The following is an 18891-nucleotide window of genomic DNA, read 5'->3' as shown; positions in this document are numbered from 1 at the left end:
GTCCCGTTGTCGCATCAGGGTCCTGACCGCCCACCGGCGTGTCGGGGCGCCCGACGCAAGAGCGGACCTGGTTCCGCTCTTCCGCTTTGACGAATCCCGACTTTCCGGAACCAGATCCACGATATGAGCAAGCGCGATTATTACGAAGTGCTGGGCGTTGCCCGCACCGCCACCGACGACGAGCTGAAGAAGGCGTACCGTCGCTGCGCGATGAAGTTCCACCCGGACCGCAACCCGGGTGATGCGGCGGCCGAAGCCTCCTTCAAGGAGTGCAAGGAAGCCTACGAAGTGCTGTCCGACGGCAACAAGCGCCGCATGTACGACAGCCATGGCCACGCGGCGTTCGAGCACGGCATGGGCGGCGGCGGCCCGGGCGGCCCGGACATGAACGATATCTTCGGCGATATCTTCGGCAACATCTTTGGCGGCGGTGGCGGTGGTCCGCGCCAGGCGCGTCGCGGCGCCGATATCGGCTACGTGATGGAGCTGGACCTGGAAGAAGCCGTGCGCGGCGTCGAGCGCCGCATCGAGATTCCGACCCTGGCCGAGTGCGGCGACTGCGATGGCAGTGGCTCGGAAGACGGCAAGGTCGAAACCTGCAATGTGTGCCATGGCCGCGGCCAGGTGCGCATCCAGCGCGGCATCTTCGCCATGCAGCAGGCCTGCCACAACTGCGGCGGCCGTGGCCAGATCATCGCCAAGCCCTGCAAGACCTGCCACGGCAACGGCCGTGTCGAGGAAGACAAGGTGCTGTCGGTGAAGGTGCCGGCCGGCGTCGATACCGGCGACCGCATCCGCCTGCAGGGCGAGGGCGAAGCCGGTCCGGCCGGTACGCCACCGGGCGACCTGTACGTGGAAGTGCGCGTGCGCGAGCATGCGATCTTCCAGCGCGATGGCGACGACCTGCACTGCGAAGTGCCGATCCGCATCTCGCAGGCGGCACTGGGTGACACCGTGCGCGTGGCCACCCTCGGCGGCGAAGCGGAGATCCGCATTCCGGCCGAGACCCAGACCGGCAAGCTGTTCCGCCTGCGCGGCAAGGGCGTGCGTTCGGTGCGCAGCCGCAGCGAGGGCGACCTGTACTGCCGCGTGGTGGTGGAGACTCCGGTCAACCTCACCCCTGAGCAGCGCAAGCTGCTGGAACAGTTCGAAGCCACCTTCGTCGGCGAGGAAGCACGCAAGCATTCGCCGAAGTCGGCCACCTTCATGGATGGCGTGAAGGGCTTCTGGGACCGGATGACGTCCTGAGTTTTCAACGCAAGTGTTGAACGGTAGCGCCGGGCCATGCCCGGCGTTTTCGTTTGCGATCAGCGGAAAAACGCCGCCGGCGTCTGCCCCAGCTGGCGCTTGAACATGCTGGTGAACGCGCTGGGGCTGTCGTAGCCCATCGCCAGCGCGACATCGATGACCTTGTCGCCGACCGCCAGCCGCTCCAATGCGGCCAGCAGTCGCGCCTGCTGTCGCCACTGCCCGAAGGTCATGCCCAGCTCGTGGGCGAAGTGGCGCTGGATGGTTTTCACGTCCACTTCCAGCGCCTGTGCCCAGTCCTGCAGCGTCGCGTCATCGCCGGGGTGCTTCTGGATGTGCTGGCAGATCCGCTGCAGGCGCGGGTCGGTGGGCGCCGGCAGGTGCAGCGGCAGCACGTCCATGCGGTGCAGCTCGTCCAGCAGCAGGCGCACCACGCGGCCATCGCGGCTGTCTTCGATGTGCTCGCCCTTGATCAGGGTGGCTGCCTGCAGCAGTTCGCGCAGCAGCGGTGCCACCTGTACCGCGAACGGTTCGGCCGGCAACTGCGGGGCGAACGACGGATCGATGTACAGGCTGCGCATGTGCACGGCGGCAATGCAGTCCACCGCGTGCACCATGCCCGCCGGCATCCAGATTGCACGGGTGGAGGGCACGACCCAGCGACCGACTTCCGAGCGCACCACCATCAGCCCCGAGATGGCATAGACCAGCTGGTGGCGTTGGTGCTTGTGGCCTGCGATGTGGGTGCCTGCCGGGTACTGGGTAACCCGGTAGGTGACCGGGCGATGCACTGGCACATCACGCCACGGCGCAGCCGGGTCGACATCGCCGGCAATGTCCTTTTTGCGATAGGCCATGACCCGAACGCGGCAGAAGGGAGGGGAGGGCAACCGTAGCATGCGTGACTCGCCCCCAACCTGACTGCGTCCATGTCCGCCTTGGCTTCTCCCGCAACGACCTCACGTCCGGTGGCTCCCGGTGTGCTGGCAGCTATTTCCACCTCGCATGTCGTCAACGACATGATGCAGTCGCTGATCCTGGCCATCTATCCAGTGATCAAGGGCGGCTTCAACCTGAGCTTCACCCAGATCGGCCTGATCACGCTGACCTACCAGCTGACCGCTTCGATCTTCCAGCCACTGGTTGGCGCCGCCACCGACCGTCGCCCGGCGCCGTACTCGCTGCCGATCGGCATGGCCTCGACCCTGTGCGGCATGCTGCTGCTCGGCTTCGCGCCGAACTATGCGGTGGTGCTGATGGCTGCGGCGATGGTCGGCATTGGTTCGGCCATTTTCCATCCGGAAGCATCGCGCATTGCGCGGCTGGCCTCGGGTGGCCGTCATGGCTTCGCGCAGTCGGTGTTCCAGGTGGGTGGCAATTTCGGTACCGCGCTCGGTCCACTGATTGCTGCAGCCGTGATCGTGCCGCATGGCCAGCATGCCGCCTCGTGGTTTGCCGGCGCCGCGCTGATCGGCATTGCGCTGCTGACCTATGTCGGCCGCTGGTACGCGCTGCACTTGGGCACTCCGCGCCCGGCCAGCACCGCCTCGATGGCGCCGCGCCATCCCCCGCGCACCGTGGCCAAGGTGCTGGCGATCCTGCTGGTGCTGATCTTCAGCAAGTACTTCTACATGGCCAGCATCGGCAGCTACTTCACCTTCTACCTGATCCACCACTTCGGCATTCCGGTGGCACAGGCGCAGCTGCATCTGTTCGCATTCCTGGTGGCGTCCGCCGCCGGCGGCTTCCTCGGTGGCCCGCTGGGCGATCGCATCGGCCGCAAGTCGATCATCTGGACCTCGATCCTGGGCGTTGCACCGTTCGCACTGATGCTGCCGCATGCCGATCTGTTCTGGACCACGGTGCTGGCGGTGCTGATCGGTTTCGTGTTGTCGTCGGCGTTCTCGGCGATCGTGGTGTACGCACAGGAAATGATGCCGCACCGCATCGGCATGGTGTCCGGCCTGTTCTTCGGCTTTGCGTTCGGCATGGGTGGACTGGGTGCTGCCGTGCTCGGCCTGCTGGCGGACAAGACCAGCATCGAGTACGTCTACCAGTTGACTGCGTTCCTGCCGCTGCTCGGCATCGTGGCGGCGTGGCTGCCGCCGTCGCGGCCTGCTGTTCACTGAGGGGTGCTTCTTTTTGCAGGGCTGCGCCCTGCACCCGCAGAGGCAACGGCAAAAGCCAAAGCGTGCTATCCGTGGATTGGCGGGGTGGGGTCGGTTGAGGGGGACACTGCAAGTACGTCCATGTAGCTCGGTCGCGCCGTTTTCCGCGATCTGTCGGAACAGCGTTCTGCTTTGGTGGGTGCCGACCGTTGGTCGGCACGGGGTCGGATATCGATATTTGACAGATGTGTCGATCAACGGACGACACCTACCAACAGCCGCAGTTGCCAGTAGAGCCACGCCATGCGTGGACGAATTCATTCGGTATCCGACAGATGTGCCGACCAACGGTCGGCACCCACCAGCAGCTGTCGGCCAACTGTCGAAGGCGGGGCGGTGTCGGCGTGCGGGGTGTCAGCGGCATGGATGCCGCTGCCAAGCCTACAAGGACGTACTTGCGGCGTCCCCGCACGCCGACACCGCCCCGCCATCCCACGGATAGCCCGCTCTGGCTTTTGATGTTGACGTTGATTCTGCAGGCGCAGGGCTGCAAGCCCTGCCGAACCCCCCACCGGGCGTAGAATGCGGCCATGAGCGAATCCCTTGATAACCACCTGGTCCACGGCCGCCGCCAGCGGCCCGACGGCCCGTCGCCGATCGATGTCATCTCGGTCCAGTCGCAACTTGTCTACGGCCACGCCGGCAACAGCGCCGCCGTGCCGCCGATGCGCGCTCTCGGCGTGCGCGTAGCAGAAATTCCGACCGTGTTGCTCAGCAACGCGCCGTTCTACGACACCACGCGCGGTCGCGTGCTGCCCGCCGACTGGTTCGCCGACCTGCTGCTCGGCACCCACGAGCGCGGCCTGCCGCAGCGGGCGAAGATGCTGGTGTCCGGCTACTTCGGCAGCACCTCCAACGGTGCCGCCTTCGCCGACTGGCTGGACGACATCCTGCCGGCCTGCCCGCAGCTGCGTTACTGCCTGGATCCGGTGATTGGTGATACCCATACCGGCCCCTACGTGGAACCGGGCCTGGAAGCGATCTTCGCCGAGCGCCTGCTGCCGCATGCCTGGCTGGTGACCCCGAACGCCTTTGAACTCAATCGCCTCACCGGCATGCCGGCGCTCGCCGAGGCCGATGCCATCGCCGCCGCACGCACGCTGCTGGATCGTGGCCCGCACTGGGTGATCGCGCACAGCGTGGGCGGCACCCCGGGTGAACTGGTGACCCTGGCTGTCGGCCGCGAGGAGACCTGGCGCTGGACCTCGCCCCTGCTGCCGGTGGACGTGGCCGGTACGGGTGATGTGCTGATGTCGCTGGTGGTGTCGTTCCTGCTGCGCGGCGAATCGATGCAGCAGGCGATCTCGCGTGCGATTGCCGGCACCCACGCGGCCCTGGAGGCGACCCTGGACAACGGCTTCGAAGAATTCGACGTGATCGCTGCAGCGCCTGCCGCGCTGGCCGAGGGGACGCGCTTCCGCGCCGAACGCGTGGCATGAGCGGCCTGCTCGAACGCACGCCGCGCACGGTCGGCATCGTCGGCAGTGCCGGCGCCTACGGGCGCTGGCTGACCCGCTTCTTCCAGCAGCACATGCAGCTGCGGGTAATCGGCCATGATCCGGCTGATCCGGGCTCGCATACGCCGGAACAGTTGCTCGCGCAGGCCGATGTGCTGGTGTTCTCGGCGCCGATCCGGCATACGCCGGCGTTGATCGCCGAGTACGTGCGGCAGTCGGCCGGCCGCGAGCAGGACCGGCTGTGGCTGGACGTGACCTCGGTGAAGGAGGCACCGGTGCAGGCGATGCTGGCCTCGCAGGCCGAGGTGGTCGGGCTGCACCCGATGACCGCGCCACCGAAAGCGCCGACCCTGAAGGGTCGGGTGATGGTGGTCTGCGAAGCGCGGCTGCGGCACTGGCAGCCATGGGTCGATTCGCTGTGCACGGCCCTGCAGGCTGAGTGCGTGCGGGCCACGCCACAGCATCACGACCAGATGATGGCGCTGGTACAGGCGATGGTGCATGCCACCCACCTGGCCCAGGCCGGCGTGCTGCGCCAGTACCAGCCGCAGCTGGGCGACCTGGCCGCGATGATGCCGTACCGGTCGGCATCGTTCGAACTGGATACGGCGATCATCTCGCGCATCCTGTCGCTGAACCCCGCGATCTACGAGGACATCCAGTTCGGCAACCCGTACGTGGCGCCGATGCTGGAGCGCTTGGTCGGCCAGCTGCAGACCCTGCAGGCCCAGGTCGGGCAGGGCGACGACACTGCACGCGATGCATTCCGTGAGGGGCTGCTGTCGGCCAACCGCAGTGCCTTCGGCGAGCAGGCACTGGCCGAGGGCAACTACACCTTTGAACGCGTGGGCTATCTGCTGGCTGACCTGACCGAGCGCAATGCGTTGTCGGTGCACCTGCCGGAAGACCGGCCGGGCTCACTGCGTGAGCTGCTGAACGTGTTCGAGCAGCACCGCATCAGCCTGGCCTCGATCCATTCCTCGCGCACGCCTGGGGGCGAAGTGCATTTCCGGATCGGGTTCGTGGCCGGCAGCGATCCGGGGGCGATCAGTCGCGCGGCCGCCGAAGTGGACGCCAGCGGCATCGGGCGGGTGCTGGGCTGAGCACATTCATCCACAGGCGGTGTGGATGGTTTCTGAGCAAAGGTGTGGATAACCTCGCTCAGCCCTTGGTAGTAAAGGCTGTCAAGATGCTTGGTCAAAAATTGATCACGCTTTTTGTAGGGTCGAGCCATGCTCGACCGCCTTTGGCAAAAAGCGTGTCGACCAAGGTCGACACCCACCAGAGCGGAGCGGTACGAAATCCGGTGGCGCCGGGCCATGCCCGGCGAACCTCAGATCGTCAGCCTCAGCTCACCGCCACTGGTGGTGAACTCGCGGCCGTCGCGAACCAGCGGCCGTCCATCATCCAGCTCGTAGCGTGGCGTGGCTTCGGAATGGTGCCCGCTGCCATTCGCCTCGGGCTTGAACTCGATGATGATGTGGCTTTCGCCGTTGCTGTCGACGGCGGGGAACTGACGGAACGACATCGTGCACCTCCTTCAGCGGATGCTGCTGTTGCGCGGCCAGCTTGGCCGCGCCGATGTTAGGCGGACGTCATCAATCGATGAACTGCAGGCGTGCAAGTTCAGCGTACAGTCCGCCTTCGGCCAGCAGCTGCGCGTGCGTGCCCTCGGCGACGATGCGGCCCTGGTCCATCACCACGATGCGGTCGGCCTTGAGCACAGTGGCCAGGCGGTGGGCAATGACCAGCGTGGTGCGGCCGGCCATCAGCCGCTCCAGCGCCTGCTGCACGCTGTGCTCGCTCTGCGCGTCCAACGCGCTGGTGGCTTCGTCCAGCAGCAGGATCGGCGCGTCCTTCAGCAGTGCGCGGGCAATCGCCACACGCTGCTGCTGGCCACCGGACAGGCGGGCGCCGCGCTCGCCCAGCTCACTGTCATAGCCCTGCGGCAACGCGCGCAGGAATCCGTCCGCCTCGGCGGCGCGTGCGGCATCTTCCACCTCGCTGTCGCTGGCCTGCAGGCGGCCATAGCGGATGTTGTCGCGCGCGCTGGCGGCAAACAGCGTCGGCTGCTGCGGAACCAGCGCCAGCTGTCCGCGCAGTTCGGCCGGGTCGACCTGGCGCACGTCGATGCCATCCACGCAGATGCGGCCACTGGCCGGATCGTGGAAGCGCAGCAGCATCGACAGCACCGTGCTCTTGCCTGCGCCGGACGGGCCAACCAGGGCCACGGTCTCGCCCGGGCGCACGTGCAGGCTGAAATGGTCCAGCGCCGCCTGGTCTGGCCGCTGCGGGTAATGGAACACCACGTCGTCGAACCGGATCTCGCCCCGCAGCGGCTGCGGCAGCACGTGCGGCTGCGCCGGCGCGCGGATCTCGATGTCTTCCTGCAGCAGTTCGCCGATGCGGCCCATGCCGCCGGCCGCGCGCTGCAGTTCGTTCCAGACTTCGGCCAGCGCACCGACCGAGCCACCACCGATCAGCGCGTACAGCACGAACTGGCCAAGGGTGCCTGCGCTGAGGCGGCCGTCGATGACATCGTGCGCGCCCAGCCACAGCACGCCGACGATGGCGCCGAACACCAGCAGGATGGCGCTGGCGGTGACCAGCGACTGCGCACCGATGCGGCGGCGGGCGGCCTTGATGGCATCGCCCAGTGCATGGTCGAAGCGGCCGCGCTCGTAGGGTTCGCGTGCATGCGCCTGCACCGTCCTTACGGCGCCCAGGGTCTCGCTGGCCAGGCTGTTCGCATCGGCGATGCGGTCCTGGCTGCTGCGCGCGACGGTGCGCAGCTTGCGCGCACCGATGATGATCGGCAATACCGCAAGCGGAATACCCAGCAGCGACCACGCCGCCAGCCGCGGGCTGGTGACGAACAGCATCGCCAGGCTGCCGACCACCGTGACGCTGCTGCGCAATGCCACCGACATGGTCGAGCCGACCACGCTGCGCAGCAGCTCACTGTCGGCGGTCAGGCGAGAGACCAGCTCACCGCTGCGGCTGCGGTCATGGAAGCCGGCACCGAGCTGGATGAGGTGTGCGTAGAGGCGGCTGCGCAGGTCAGCCACGACCTTTTCGCCCAGCAGCGACACGAAGTAGAAGCGCGCGGCGGTGGCCAGGGCCAGCACCACGGCCACCAGCATCAGCAGGGCGAAGGCACGGTTGATCTGGCCGCCGCTGCTGAAGCCATGGTCGATCATCTGCTTGACCGCCGGCGGCAGGCTCAGCGTGGCCGCCGAAGACACCGCCAGGGCCATCAGCCAGGCGGTGAACAGGCCACTGTGGCGGCGCACGAACGGCCATAGCGTGCGCAGGCTGCCAAGGCGGCGCAGCGGCGGGGGCGAGGCGGGGGCGCCGTCCTTGTCAGTCATCCTGGTGGTCGTCTTCTATGCGGATACGGTCACGAGTGGCGTCGCGCAGGCGGATTTTCAATGCGTCGACCTGATCGGCCGGCAATTCGACCCGCAGGCACACCCCGTTCGCGTCGAACTGTTCATCGCGCTTCTCCGCGCCGAACCCCGGAAGGGCCGCATGCAGGGTGCCCAGGTCTTCGAAGCCGGCCTGCAGCTGCAGCCGTGCCATGGCGACCAGCGCCAGCCGCGGCGCGGTGCGCAGGCATTCTGCGGCGGCGCCACCGTACGCCCGGACCAGGCCGCCGGCGCCGAGCTTGATGCCACCGAACCAGCGCGTCACCACCACCATCACCCGGTCGAAGCCCTGCCCGTCGATCGCGGCCAGGATCGGCCGCCCGGCGGTGCCTGCCGGCTCGCCATCATCGCTGGAGCGGTAGTCCTGGCCATGCCGGTAGGCCCAGCAGTTGTGCGTGGCGTCGGCCACGGCAACCTGTTGCAGGAACGCCAGCGCTGCGGGGGCGCCGTCGATCGGCGCGGCATGGGCGATGAAACGGCTGTGTTTGACTTCCAGCGTGTGGCTGACGGGCTGGGCGAGGGTATCGAGCATTCCCGCCATTCTACGGTGTTGCCGGGTACCCCCGCCCGTTTCAGTCGTCCAGCAGCGGGCGCAGGTCGCGCGGCAGGCGCGCTTCCGGATACTGCTGGATGTAGCGCTCCAGGCTGGCGCGGGCGAGGTCGCGCTGGTCCTGGTCACGGCGCTCGCGGATTTTCTGCAGCCACTGCCGGCGTGGCAGGCGCGCGTCGGCGTCCACCTCGGCCTGCACGGTATCCGCGCTCAGGCCCGCATCGCTGCCGCGGCGCATGATGCCCGGAGCCGAACGGCTGGGAGCCTCACGCTTCATCGAGGTGATCTCCACCCGATCCAGCGCCTCCGCCCGCTCGACCTCGGCGGCATTGGCTGCCGGTGCAGGTGCCGCGGCCGTGCGTGCTTTCAGTGCCCCGGACGCTGCCGGCGCGAATGCCGGTGCAGGTGCCGAGTAGGCGGCGGGTGCCGGTGGCGCAGGCGGCGCTGCTGCCGGCGCTGCCGGTGCTGCCGTCGGCGCCGGCGGGAGGGCCGCAAAGGCGGTATCGGCGGCCGCATCCGCAGCCATCGATCGTGCAGCCTGGGCCGGCGCTTCAGCGGTTTCGGCCGGCGCCGGCTCGGGCGCGCGTGCGATGGACGGTGCCGGGGCAGCGGCAACAGGGGCGGCCTCGGGTGCTGCGGGCGCAGCGCTTGGTTGGGCGGCCGCCACAGCGCTGTCGGCTGCACTGCGGTCAGCGGCCTGATCGGCAGCCGCAACGTCTTCTGCCGCTGCCGGTGCCGCAGCAACAGCGGCCTCACCGGCCGGAACCGGCGGCGGTTCCGGACGCAGCTGCCAGGCGATGCCGATGGCAAACACCATCGAGGCGGCGATGCCGAACACCGCCGGCCAACGCGGGCGTGTGCGCTGCGTGCGCGGCGCCTCGGGAGAGGCGACCGCATCGGCCGCCGGCGCGTCCACGGCAGCGCGGGCTGCGGCCAGGATGGCAGCGTCCAGTGCGGCGGGCGGAGCCTGCTCGGCGCGACGGCCGAGCAGCCGGGCCAGCTCGCGTTCTTCCGGCGTCAGCGGTTCGTCTCGGTTCATGCGTTCAATCCCGCACGCAGCTTGTCCATCGCATAGCGCAGCCGCGATTTCACGGTTTCCCGGCCTACGCCGGTGATCTGGCCGATCTCCTCCAGGCTCAGTTCCTGATCCAGCCGCAGTTGCAGCACTTCGCGCTGCTCAGGCGGCAGTTGTTCCATCGCCAGCTGGATGCGGCGACGTTGTTCGAATTCGGAAAGCTCGCCTTCCGGGGTCTGCCCATCCTCGATCGCGGCCAGGCGCAGATCGGCATCGGCCGGGGCAGCCGGGCGGTGGCGGGCGGCGCGCCAATGGTCGTTCAGGCGGTTGTGGGCAATGCGGAACAGCCAGGTGCTGAAGGCCGCGTCCGGTTGCCACCCGGCACGGGCGCTGATCACCCGCTGCCAGACGTCCTGGAAGATCTCCTCGGCCAGCGCGGTGTCGCGCAGTTGCCGCAGCAGGAAGCCGAACAGGCGCTTGCGGTGGCGCCCATACAGGCTTTCGAACGCGCGCAGGTCGCCACCGGCCCAGGCCAGCATCAAGGCTTCATCGGTTGGCAGTGCGCTGGCTTCCACGGCGTACAGGGTAAGGCCTGCAGGCGGTGGCGCATAGCCGGTGGCAGGGGCGGGCAGGGCGAGGTTCATGGCATGGAAGCAGCTACGGACAGCACGAAAAACGTACGGGCGCACGATTCGGGGTTTACGGGCTTCCATTGCCCCCCGGGTGGCGCGCTATGCTCGGCGGCTCAGGGGAGGCGACGCACAGACGGCGCCAAGAGATTGTCATTTGTCCACGCATGCTGAATCGGCGGAAGAGCCACTACACGAGGCCGTGTTGAGCACGGCGCTGGTGCGCGCGTTGCATGCGCTTTTGCCGGAAACGGCCGTGGTCCGCGTTGGCTGGGACGACCCGCAGCTGGGGAGTGGCCGAGGGGGCTGGCCCTTGCCTGCGATTGACAGCGCTGCGTCCGTGGAGCCCGCCACCGGCGATGGCCAGCACGGCTGGGAGTATGACGGTGCGCGGCTGCTGCTGTCGGTTGCGGGCGCGGTGCCTTCACCCGCGTGGTGGGGGCTGGCCCGGCAGGCGATGGAGCTGGCGCTGCAGCGCGGCCGCCAGGCCGGCCAGATCAAGGCACTGGAAGAGGCCGAACGGCTGCAGCAGGCCCTGTTCCAGATTGCAGATCTGGCCGGTGCCGACCTGGAAATGCCCGAGATGCTGCGCCACGTGCATGGTGTGCTGGGCACGCTGATGTATGCCGAGAACTGCTACATCGTGGAATACGACGATGTGCGCGACCAGATACGCTTCCTGTACTTCGCCGATCAGGTCGATGACTTCGTCGCCGATCCCACGCAGAGCCATGACGCCAGCGAGATGCCGCGCAGCCTGACCGTGGCGCTGTTGCGCCATGGCAAGCCGCTCAGTGGTCCCTCGCGCAGACTGCTGGCGCAGGTGATGGAACAGGAGCACGACCCGCAGCGTGGGCCCGAAAGCCTGGACTGGCTGGGCGTGCCGATGCTGCGCGACGGCCGCGTCTGCGGCGCCATCGTGGTTCAGAGCTATGAACAGGCGGCCCGCTATGGCGAGGCCGAGCGCGCATTGCTGGGCTTCGTTGCGCAGCACGTACAGACCGCGATGGACCGGCGCCAGGCGCAGGTGCGGCTGGAGCAGCAGGTGGCGCGGCGCACCCAGGAACTGCAGCGCGCCAACCGCAGCCTGCAGGATGAGGTGGCCGAGCGTCGCCGTGCCGAACAGTTGCAGACCGCGCTGTACAACATCGCCGAGATGGCGATGTCAGCCGACAGCCTGGACCAGTTCTATGGTCAGGTGCATGGGGTGGTCGGGCGCCTGCTCGACGCACGCAATTTCTACATCGCCCTGGTCAACCCGGCCGGCAACGGCCTGGACTTCGTGTATTCGGTGGACGAGCACAATGCCAGCCGCGCGCCACGGCCGTTCAGCCGGGGCCTGACCGAATACGTGGTGCGCAACCGGCGCCCGCTGCTGGCGTCACGCGCGCAGATCGATGCGCTGCTGGCCAGTGGTGAAGTGCGCGAGTCCGGCGCGCGCTCGCATTGCTGGCTGGGCGTGCCGTTGCTGCGCGACGATGAGGTGGTGGGTGCGATCGTGGTGCAGAGCTACAGCGAGAACAGCACGTTCAGCGTGCACGATCAGCGGCTGCTGACCTTCGTTGCGCAGAACATCGGAACCGGGCTTGCGCGCCAGCGCGACCAGCAGCGGCTGCGTTCGGCACATGCCGAGCTGGAAAAGCGCGTTGAGGAACGCACCCGCGAACTGGCCGAGGTCAACGAAAAGCTGCTTGGGCAGATCGGTGAGCGCCTGCGTGCCGAGCAGCGCCTGACCCACCAGGCCATGCACGATGCGCTGACAGGCCTGCCCAACCGCCTGCACCTGCTGGATCGCCTGCAGGATTCACTGGCGCTGGCCAAGCGCGAGGGCGGACCGGTGTTCGCCGTGCTGTTCCTCGATCTGGACCGCTTCAAGCTGGTCAACGACAGCATCGGCCATGCCGCCGGCGACCGCATGCTGGTGGAAGTGGCCAAGCGCATCGTGTCGATGGCAGGTGCCGAAGATGTGGTGGCCCGGCTTGGCGGTGATGAGTTCGCTGTGCTGCTGCAGTGCCCGCAGGGCCTGGCGCAGGCACTGGATTTCGGCCAGCGGCTGCTGCTGGCGTTGCAGGAATCGATGTGGATCGCCGGGCGCGAACTGTTTCCGTCCGGCAGCCTGGGCATTGCCCTGTGGAATCCGCGCTACCGCACCGGAGAAGAGCTGCTGCGCGATGCGGATGCGGCCATGTACCGGGCCAAGGCGCAGGGCCATGACCGCTGTGCGATCTTCGACGAGGACATGCGCGAAGAAGCCATGCGCAGCCTGGACCTGGAAGCCGACCTGCGCCGTGCGATCAACAACCGCGATTTCGTGCCGTTCTACCAGCCGATCGTGCGCTTGTCCGACGGCGAAGTGGTCGGGCACGAGGCGCTGCTGCGCTGGCAGCATGAGCGCCGTGGCCTGCTGCTGCCCGGCGCGTTCCTGGAGCTGGGTGAAGAGAGCGGCCTGATCGAACAGGTGGACTGGCTGATCTACGAGCAGGTCATCGCGGGGCTGGCACGGGGAGGCGAAGGCTACGTCTCGGTGAACGTATCGCCCCGGCATTTCCGCTCGGCAGAGTTCAGTGATCGCCTGTTCGGCCTGCTCGACAGCTGTGGTGCCGATCCGCGCCGGCTGCGCCTGGAAATCACCGAGGTGGCGTTGCTGGACGACGGCCCGCACACGCTGCGTATCCTGCAGGGCCTGCGCGAGCGCGGCATCCAGGTGCAGCTGGACGATTTCGGTACCGGGTTCTCCGCGCTGTCCTACCTGCACCGTTTCCCGATCAGCACGCTGAAGATCGACCAGAGCTTCATCGCCGGCCTGCACGGTCCGGAAGTGCAGAGTACGCGGGCGCTGGTGGAAGGCGTGCTGTCGCTGGCGCGCACGCTGGGCATTGAGACCATTGGCGAAGGCATCGAGACCGACGCGCAGCGGCAGACCCTGCGTGAACTGGGCTGCGACTACGGCCAGGGCTACCTGCTGGGGCGGCCCGCGCCGTGGGCGCACGCGGCGGCCTGAGCCACCGCGTGCAGCTGCATCATCGCAGGGCGGCGCGGCGCTTCTCGTCGATCCACTTCGAGGCCTGGGCCGGCTGGTAGTTCTTCATCCACTCCAGCATCTCTTCGATGTCCGAGCCGTACCACAGGTCCTGGCGCTGGTCCGGATGCAGGAAGCGTTCTTCCACCATGCGATCGATCATGCCGATCAGCGGGGCGTAGAAGCCGTCCACATCGAGGAATGCGCATGGCTTGTTGCCGATGCCCAGCTGGCGCCAGGTCAGCATCTCGAAGATCTCTTCCATGGTGCCGAAGCCGCCGGGCAGGGCGACGAAACCGTCGGCAAGATCGAACATGCGCGACTTGCGCTCATGCATCGAACCGACGATCTCCAGTTCGGTCAGGCCACGGTGCGCCACTTCCCAGTCGGCCAGCTGGCGCGGGATCACGCCGGTCACCTCGCCGCCAGCGGCGAGCACGGCATTGGCCACGGTTCCCATCAGGCCGACGTTGCCGCCGCCATACACCAGGCGCAGGCCGTCGCGGGCGATGCGGTCACCCAGGGCAATGGCGCGTTCGGTGTAGGCCGGCTTGCTGCCAGCGTTGGAACCACAGTACACACAGATCGATTTCATGGATCTTCCTGTCTCTTGGCCGGAAACGAAAACGCCCCGTCGCCAACCGCAGGGCGGTCGGGGACGGGGTGTCCTTGGATTATGAGCCCTTCTGTAGAGCCGAGCCATGCTCGGCTGATCTTCGTTCAGATCGCGGCAAAGGCCGAGTCGAGCACGGCTCGACTCTACAAACGCCAAGCAGGCTTACGCGGCAGCGGCCTGCTCGCGGCGCGGGCCTTCACGCAGGGCGCGGCCGACCATGCCCACCAGCAGGTCCAGCTCCTCGCTGTCCATGCCGAAGTGCGGGGTGAAGCGCAGCGAGTTCTCGCCGCCGTGGATCACGTTGATGCCGTGCTGGCGCAGCCATTCCTCGGTCGAGTTGGCACCGTAGCACTTGAACTGCGGGGCCAGCTCGCAGGAGAACAGCAGACCGGTGCCCTGCACCTTGGTGATCAGCCCGCCCAGCTCGTTCTTCAGCTGTTCCAGCTTGCGCACGGCCTCGGCACCGCGTTCGGCGATGTTGGCGCGCACCTGCGGGGTCAGCTGGGCCAGGGTGGCGCAGGCCACGTCCAGCGCACGCGGGTTGCTGGTCATGGTATTGCCATAGATGCCCTTGCGGTACAGCTGCGCGGCATGCTCGGTCACCGCCAGCACCGACAGCGGGTACTGCGCGGCGTTGAGGGCCTTGGAATAGGTCTCCATGTCCGGCGGGTCGAGGCCTTCGAAGCCCGGGTAATCGACCACCGACAGCACGCCATGCGCGCGCAGGCCGGCCTGGATCGAGTCGAGCAGCAGCAGGCTGCCGTGGGCACGGGTCAGTTCGCGGGCAACGGCATAGAACGACGGCGGCACCGAACGCCCCGGATCGCCTTCGCCCATCACCGGTTCCAGGAACACCGCCTCGATGAACCACTGGTTGCGTGCGGCGTCCTCGAACACCTTGCGCAGGCCGGCTTCGTCGTACGGCGCCACGGTGATCACCGAGTCCTCACCGCGGTAGCTGGCCAGGTGCTGCATGTAGCTCTTGCGGCTGGAATCGGAATACAGGGCAGGGCGATCGGTACGGCCATGGAAGCTGCCCTTGACCACCACGCGCTTGATCGCAGCGCCAGCGTGGCGCGCACCCGGGTCGGTCTGCAGCTTGGCGTTGACGTCGGCGATGCGCGCGGCCAGGCCAACCGCTTCGGAACCGGAATTCAGGCACATGAAACGGGCGAACGGGCAGCCGCCACGGCGGTGGCCGATCTCGGCGCGCAGGGCGGTGATGAAACGCTGCTGCGACAGGCTGGGGGTCATGATGTTGGCCATCACCTGCGGGCGGGCCATCGCCTCCAACACGGCGTCAGGGGCGTGCCCGAAGCCGAGCATGCCGTAGCCGCCGGCGTCGTACAGCACGGCGCCCTTCAGGGTGACCACCCATGGGCCGCGCGCAGCCAGTGCCACGTACGGGGTCACCGCGTCATCGGCGTAGAAATTGACGAAACCGTCCTGCATCGCGTCGATCTGCGCCTGTTCGTCCTGCGCCAGCAGCGGCCCCAGGTCGGCCTGCACGCGCGCGAACTCCTCGGCAGCGGCGTCCACCGCAGCGATCAGCTGCGGGTGGTTGGCGGACAGGGCGGTCAGGGTGGCATCGTCCAGCCCGGTGGTGAGACGGGTGCCGGGCTGGCTGCGCAGGGGGGCGAGGCGTTCGATGAAGCTCATTGCAGATCTCCTGAAACAATGGGTCGCACGGGTCTTCAAAAGCAAAACGCGCGTCATCACGCGCGCTTGGGGGCAGGCTCGTGCAGCGGACTTCCGGCTCGATGCTAGCACTTGTTTTTTTGCGCGATAACCCCGCAGAAACCTGCTGCATAGCAGCATTTTCCGCGACGTTCGCCGCGAAGCACGCCGGCTCGCAGACGCTGGACGTACAATGCGCGCCATTGTCGACCTGTTGCCGCCCACTGCCTTGAAGAAGTCCGATTTCCATTACGACCTGCCGGCTGAACTGATCGCGCAGGCCCCGCTGGCCGAACGTTCCGCAAGCCGCCTGCTGCTGGTACCGCCGGCGCCCGATGCCTTCACCGACCTGCAGGTGCGCGACCTGCCGTCGCTGCTGCAGCCGGGCGACCTGCTGGTGTTCAACGACACCCGGGTGATCCCGGCGCGCCTGTTCGGGCAGAAGGCCAGCGGTGGCCGCGTGGAGATACTGATCGAGCGCCTGCTGGGCGGCCAGCAGGCACGTGCCCAGGTGGGCGCCAGCAAGTCACCGAAGGCCGGCAGCCGCATCGCGCTGGATGCCGGCGGTGAAGCAGAGGTGCTGGGCCGCGATGGCGAGTTCTACGTACTGCAGTTCCATGTGCCGGAATCGCTGGAACAGTGGCTGCTGCACGCCGGCCGCCTGCCGCTGCCGCCGTACATCCAGCGCGAGCCGGGCGTGGACGACCGCGAGCGCTATCAGACTGTGTTCGCGCGCGAAGTGGGGGCGGTGGCGGCGCCGACCGCCGGCCTGCATTTCGACGAACCGCTGCTGGCCGCACTGAAGGACAAGGGCGTGGAGTTCGGGCACGTCACCCTGCACGTGGGTGCAGGCACCTTCCAGCCGGTGCGTGCCGATGACCTGAAGGACCACGTGATGCACCGCGAGTGGCTGAACGTGGGTGCCGAGCTGGTGCAGCAGGTGCGGCGCACGCGCGCCGCCGGCGGCCGCGTGATCGGCGTCGGCACCACCGTGGTGCGCGCGCTGGAAAGCGCGATGCGCGACGGCGAGCTGCTGCCGTTTGCCGGTGAAACGCAGATCTTCATCACCCCGGGTTACCGCATCCGCAGCGTCGACGCGATGGTGACCAACTTCCACCTGCCGGAAAGCACGCTGCTGATGATGATCTCCGCGTTCGCCGGCAAGGAGCGCGTGTTCGAGGCCTACCGGCACGCGATCGAGCAGCGCTACCGCTTCTTCAGCTACGGCGACGCGATGCTGCTGTTCCCGCAGGCGGGGTAGGGCGCTGACCTCTGCCTGCTTGTGGTGGGTGCGCACCGTTGGTGCGCACTTGCAGGTGCCTGGAGACCAGGAAAGCCACGCATGGCGTGGCTCTACTGCCGTGCCGTTCAGGCCTGAATGGGCGGTCGAGCCGGTTTTGGGAGACAATGAGCAACTATTTGCCCGAATGACCGCTCCATGTCCCGACTGCAGTTCCAGCTCCAGACCCGCGACGGCCGTGCCCGCCGTGGCCGCCTGACCTTCCCGCGTGGCACGGTGGAAACGCCGGCCTTCATGCCGGTGGGGACCTATGGCTCGGTCAAGGGCATCCTGCCGGACGATGTGCGCGCGCTGGGCGCCGAGATCATCCTCGGCAACACCTTCCACCTGTACCTGCGCCCGGGTTTGGACATCATCGCCGACCACGGCGGCCTGCACGGCTTCTGCCGCTGGGACGGCCCGATCCTGACCGACTCCGGTGGCTTCCAGGTGTTCTCGCTGGCCCACCGCCGCAAGATCACCGAGCAGGGCGTGACCTTTGCCTCGCCCACCGACGGCGCCCGTGTGTTCCTGGGCCCGGAAGAGAGCATGAAGATCCAGAAGGTGCTCGATTCGGACGTGGTGATGATCTTCGACGAGTGCACCCCGTACCCGGCCACCGAGGATGTGGCGCGCCGGTCGATGGAGCTGAGCCTGCGCTGGGCCCAGCGCAGCCGCAACGCGCATGACGAGCTGGGCAATGACGCGGCCCTGTTCGGCATCGTCCAGGGCGGCGTGCACACCGACCTGCGCAGCCGCTCGGCCGAGGCCCTGCAGGCGATCGGCTTTGACGGCTATGCCGTCGGCGGCCTGGCCGTGGGCGAGCCGGAGCACGAGCGCAACGCCATGCTCGACCACCTGGACCCGGAGCTGCCAAGCGACCGTCCGCGCTACCTGATGGGTGTGGGCCGGCCGGAGGACCTCGTCGAGGGTGTCGCACGTGGCGTGGACATGTTCGACTGCGTGATGCCCACCCGTAACGCCCGCAACGGCCACTATTTCACCTCGTTCGGCACCGTTCGCATCCGAAATTCCCAGTACGCGCGGGACATGGACCCGATCGAGCCGGGCTGCGGCTGCGTGGCCTGCACCGGCGGTTACACGCGTTCCTACCTGCGCCACCTGGACCGCTGCAACGAGATGCTGGCGCCGATGCTCGGTACCCTGCACAACCTGTTCTATTACGAAAAGCTGATGGCCGACATCCGCGCGGCCATCGAGGCGGGAACCTTCCTGGCCTTCCGCGAGTCCTTCTACGCGGCACGCGGGGCGGTGGCCCCGCCCCTGTAACCCGAACGCCCCTGCCAAACGGCCCAAGGACGAACGCCCGGGGCCGTGGCATACTTCAAGGCTGACCCAGATCCGCGGTCGACACCTCGTGCCCGTGAAAGGGCCGAAGCGCCGCCCAACCAAAGGACCAACGATGAACCTGCTTGCTTTCCTGATTCCCGCCGCCCACGCCCAGGCCGCCGGCGGCCAACCGCAGGGCATGGGCCTGACCACGCTGCTGTTCCCGGTCATCCTGATCGCCATCATGTACTTCCTGATGATCCGCCCGCAGATGAAGCGGCAGAAGGAGCACAAGGCCATGCTGGAGAAGATCAAGCGTGGCGATGAAGTGCTGACCAACGGCGGCATCGCCGGCATCGTCACCGACATCGGCGACAACTTCATCACCATTGAAGTGGCTGACAACGTGCGCATCCGCGTGCAGAAGGGCGCTGTCGGCAACGTGCTGCCGGCCGGTACCCTGAAGTCGGCCCAGTAAGCCACTCCCTTTCCGATGCACAACCGCGGCGCCGGGG

At 67.6% G+C, this 18891-nt stretch carries 16 protein-coding genes; 8 read left to right on the top strand and 8 right to left on the bottom strand.

Features of this window, described 5'->3' with window-relative positions; genetic code table 11:
- Positions 1 to 123 precede the first annotated feature (123 nt).
- Positions 124 to 1248, top strand: a complete 1125-nt coding sequence (gene dnaJ, locus AC5P78_RS16965; RefSeq protein ID WP_005409242.1) for a molecular chaperone DnaJ — start codon at positions 124 to 126, stop codon at positions 1246 to 1248.
- Between the two features lie 59 nt (positions 1249 to 1307).
- On the opposite strand, the gene AC5P78_RS16960 is transcribed toward dnaJ, so the two are convergent.
- Positions 1308 to 2105 (bottom strand): AraC family transcriptional regulator, encoded by a 798-nt coding sequence (locus AC5P78_RS16960; protein ID WP_201862369.1) that lies wholly within the window; start codon positions 2103 to 2105, stop codon positions 1308 to 1310.
- A 72-nt stretch (positions 2106 to 2177) separates the two neighbouring features.
- Here AC5P78_RS16960 and AC5P78_RS16955 point away from each other — a divergent pair, with 72 nt between their 5' ends.
- From AC5P78_RS16955 to AC5P78_RS16945, 3 genes are all read left to right on the top strand, one after another.
- Positions 2178 to 3377 carry an MFS transporter gene (locus AC5P78_RS16955; protein WP_414489574.1) on the top strand — a complete coding sequence of 400 codons (1200 nt, stop codon included), beginning with the start codon at positions 2178 to 2180 and terminating at the stop codon, positions 3375 to 3377.
- A 569-nt stretch (positions 3378 to 3946) separates the two neighbouring features.
- Positions 3947 to 4855, top strand: coding sequence for a pyridoxal kinase (pdxY, locus tag AC5P78_RS16950; RefSeq protein WP_012479920.1), 909 nt, complete (start codon positions 3947 to 3949; stop codon positions 4853 to 4855).
- A complete protein-coding gene (locus tag AC5P78_RS16945; RefSeq protein ID WP_099526949.1) occupies positions 4852 to 5976 on the top strand; it encodes a prephenate dehydrogenase in 1125 nt (374 codons plus the stop codon). The genes pdxY and AC5P78_RS16945 overlap by 4 nt, the downstream gene beginning before the upstream one ends.
- Positions 5977 to 6206: 230 nt before the next feature.
- Here AC5P78_RS16945 and AC5P78_RS16940 read toward each other — a convergent pair whose 3' ends face one another.
- The 5 genes from AC5P78_RS16940 to AC5P78_RS16920 all read right to left on the bottom strand — a co-directional run bounded on the left by AC5P78_RS16940 (position 6207) and on the right by AC5P78_RS16920 (position 10405).
- Positions 6207 to 6401 carry a hypothetical protein gene (locus AC5P78_RS16940; protein ID WP_005409247.1) on the bottom strand — a complete coding sequence of 65 codons (195 nt, stop codon included), beginning with the start codon at positions 6399 to 6401 and terminating at the stop codon, positions 6207 to 6209.
- Positions 6402 to 6471: 70 nt separating this feature from the next.
- Entirely contained in the window at positions 6472 to 8244 is a 1773-nt protein-coding gene (locus tag AC5P78_RS16935; RefSeq protein ID WP_012479922.1) for an ABC transporter transmembrane domain-containing protein, read from the bottom strand.
- The gene (locus tag AC5P78_RS16930) at positions 8237 to 8833 is read right to left on the bottom strand and encodes an IMPACT family protein (protein WP_005409249.1); all 597 of its coding nucleotides are present in this window, start codon (positions 8831 to 8833) and stop codon (positions 8237 to 8239) included. Before AC5P78_RS16930 ends, AC5P78_RS16935 begins: the two co-directional genes overlap by 8 nt.
- A 40-nt stretch (positions 8834 to 8873) precedes the next feature.
- Positions 8874 to 9890, bottom strand: coding sequence for a hypothetical protein (locus AC5P78_RS16925; protein WP_012479923.1), 1017 nt, complete (start codon positions 9888 to 9890; stop codon positions 8874 to 8876).
- Positions 9887 to 10405 (bottom strand): RNA polymerase sigma factor, encoded by a 519-nt coding sequence (locus AC5P78_RS16920; RefSeq protein WP_229295586.1) that lies wholly within the window; start codon positions 10403 to 10405, stop codon positions 9887 to 9889. Before AC5P78_RS16920 ends, AC5P78_RS16925 begins: the two co-directional genes overlap by 4 nt.
- A gap of 292 nt (positions 10406 to 10697) precedes the next feature.
- Between AC5P78_RS16920 and AC5P78_RS16915 the strand changes: the two genes are divergently transcribed.
- On the top strand, positions 10698 to 13496 hold the full coding sequence (locus tag AC5P78_RS16915; RefSeq protein WP_223846490.1) for a bifunctional diguanylate cyclase/phosphodiesterase: 2799 nt from the start codon (positions 10698 to 10700) through the stop codon (positions 13494 to 13496).
- A 19-nt stretch (positions 13497 to 13515) separates the two neighbouring features.
- Here AC5P78_RS16915 and AC5P78_RS16910 read toward each other — a convergent pair whose 3' ends face one another.
- Both AC5P78_RS16910 and AC5P78_RS16905 read right to left on the bottom strand, forming a co-directional pair.
- Positions 13516 to 14109 carry an LOG family protein gene (locus AC5P78_RS16910; protein ID WP_005409253.1) on the bottom strand — a complete coding sequence of 198 codons (594 nt, stop codon included), beginning with the start codon at positions 14107 to 14109 and terminating at the stop codon, positions 13516 to 13518.
- A 183-nt stretch (positions 14110 to 14292) separates the two neighbouring features.
- Positions 14293 to 15789, bottom strand: coding sequence for an aminotransferase class III-fold pyridoxal phosphate-dependent enzyme (locus AC5P78_RS16905; RefSeq protein ID WP_012479926.1), 1497 nt, complete (start codon positions 15787 to 15789; stop codon positions 14293 to 14295).
- A gap of 211 nt (positions 15790 to 16000) precedes the next feature.
- On the opposite strand from AC5P78_RS16905, the gene queA reads away from it, so the two are divergent.
- From queA to yajC, 3 genes are all read left to right on the top strand, one after another.
- Complete coding sequence (gene queA / locus AC5P78_RS16900; RefSeq protein ID WP_012479927.1) at positions 16001 to 17068, top strand: tRNA preQ1(34) S-adenosylmethionine ribosyltransferase-isomerase QueA; 1068 nt, start codon at positions 16001 to 16003, stop codon at positions 17066 to 17068.
- Between the two features lie 177 nt (positions 17069 to 17245).
- Positions 17246 to 18376, top strand: a complete 1131-nt coding sequence (gene tgt / locus AC5P78_RS16895) for a tRNA guanosine(34) transglycosylase Tgt (RefSeq protein ID WP_012479928.1) — start codon at positions 17246 to 17248, stop codon at positions 18374 to 18376.
- Between the two features lie 133 nt (positions 18377 to 18509).
- Positions 18510 to 18854, top strand: coding sequence for a preprotein translocase subunit YajC (gene yajC / locus AC5P78_RS16890; protein WP_005409257.1), 345 nt, complete (start codon positions 18510 to 18512; stop codon positions 18852 to 18854).
- Positions 18855 to 18891 lie beyond the last annotated feature (37 nt).

Source organism: Stenotrophomonas sp. YJH_SMC_133, assembly GCF_059370655.1.
Note: the sequence above shows the minus strand (reverse complement) of the source record. Positions and strands in the feature narration are given on the sequence as shown.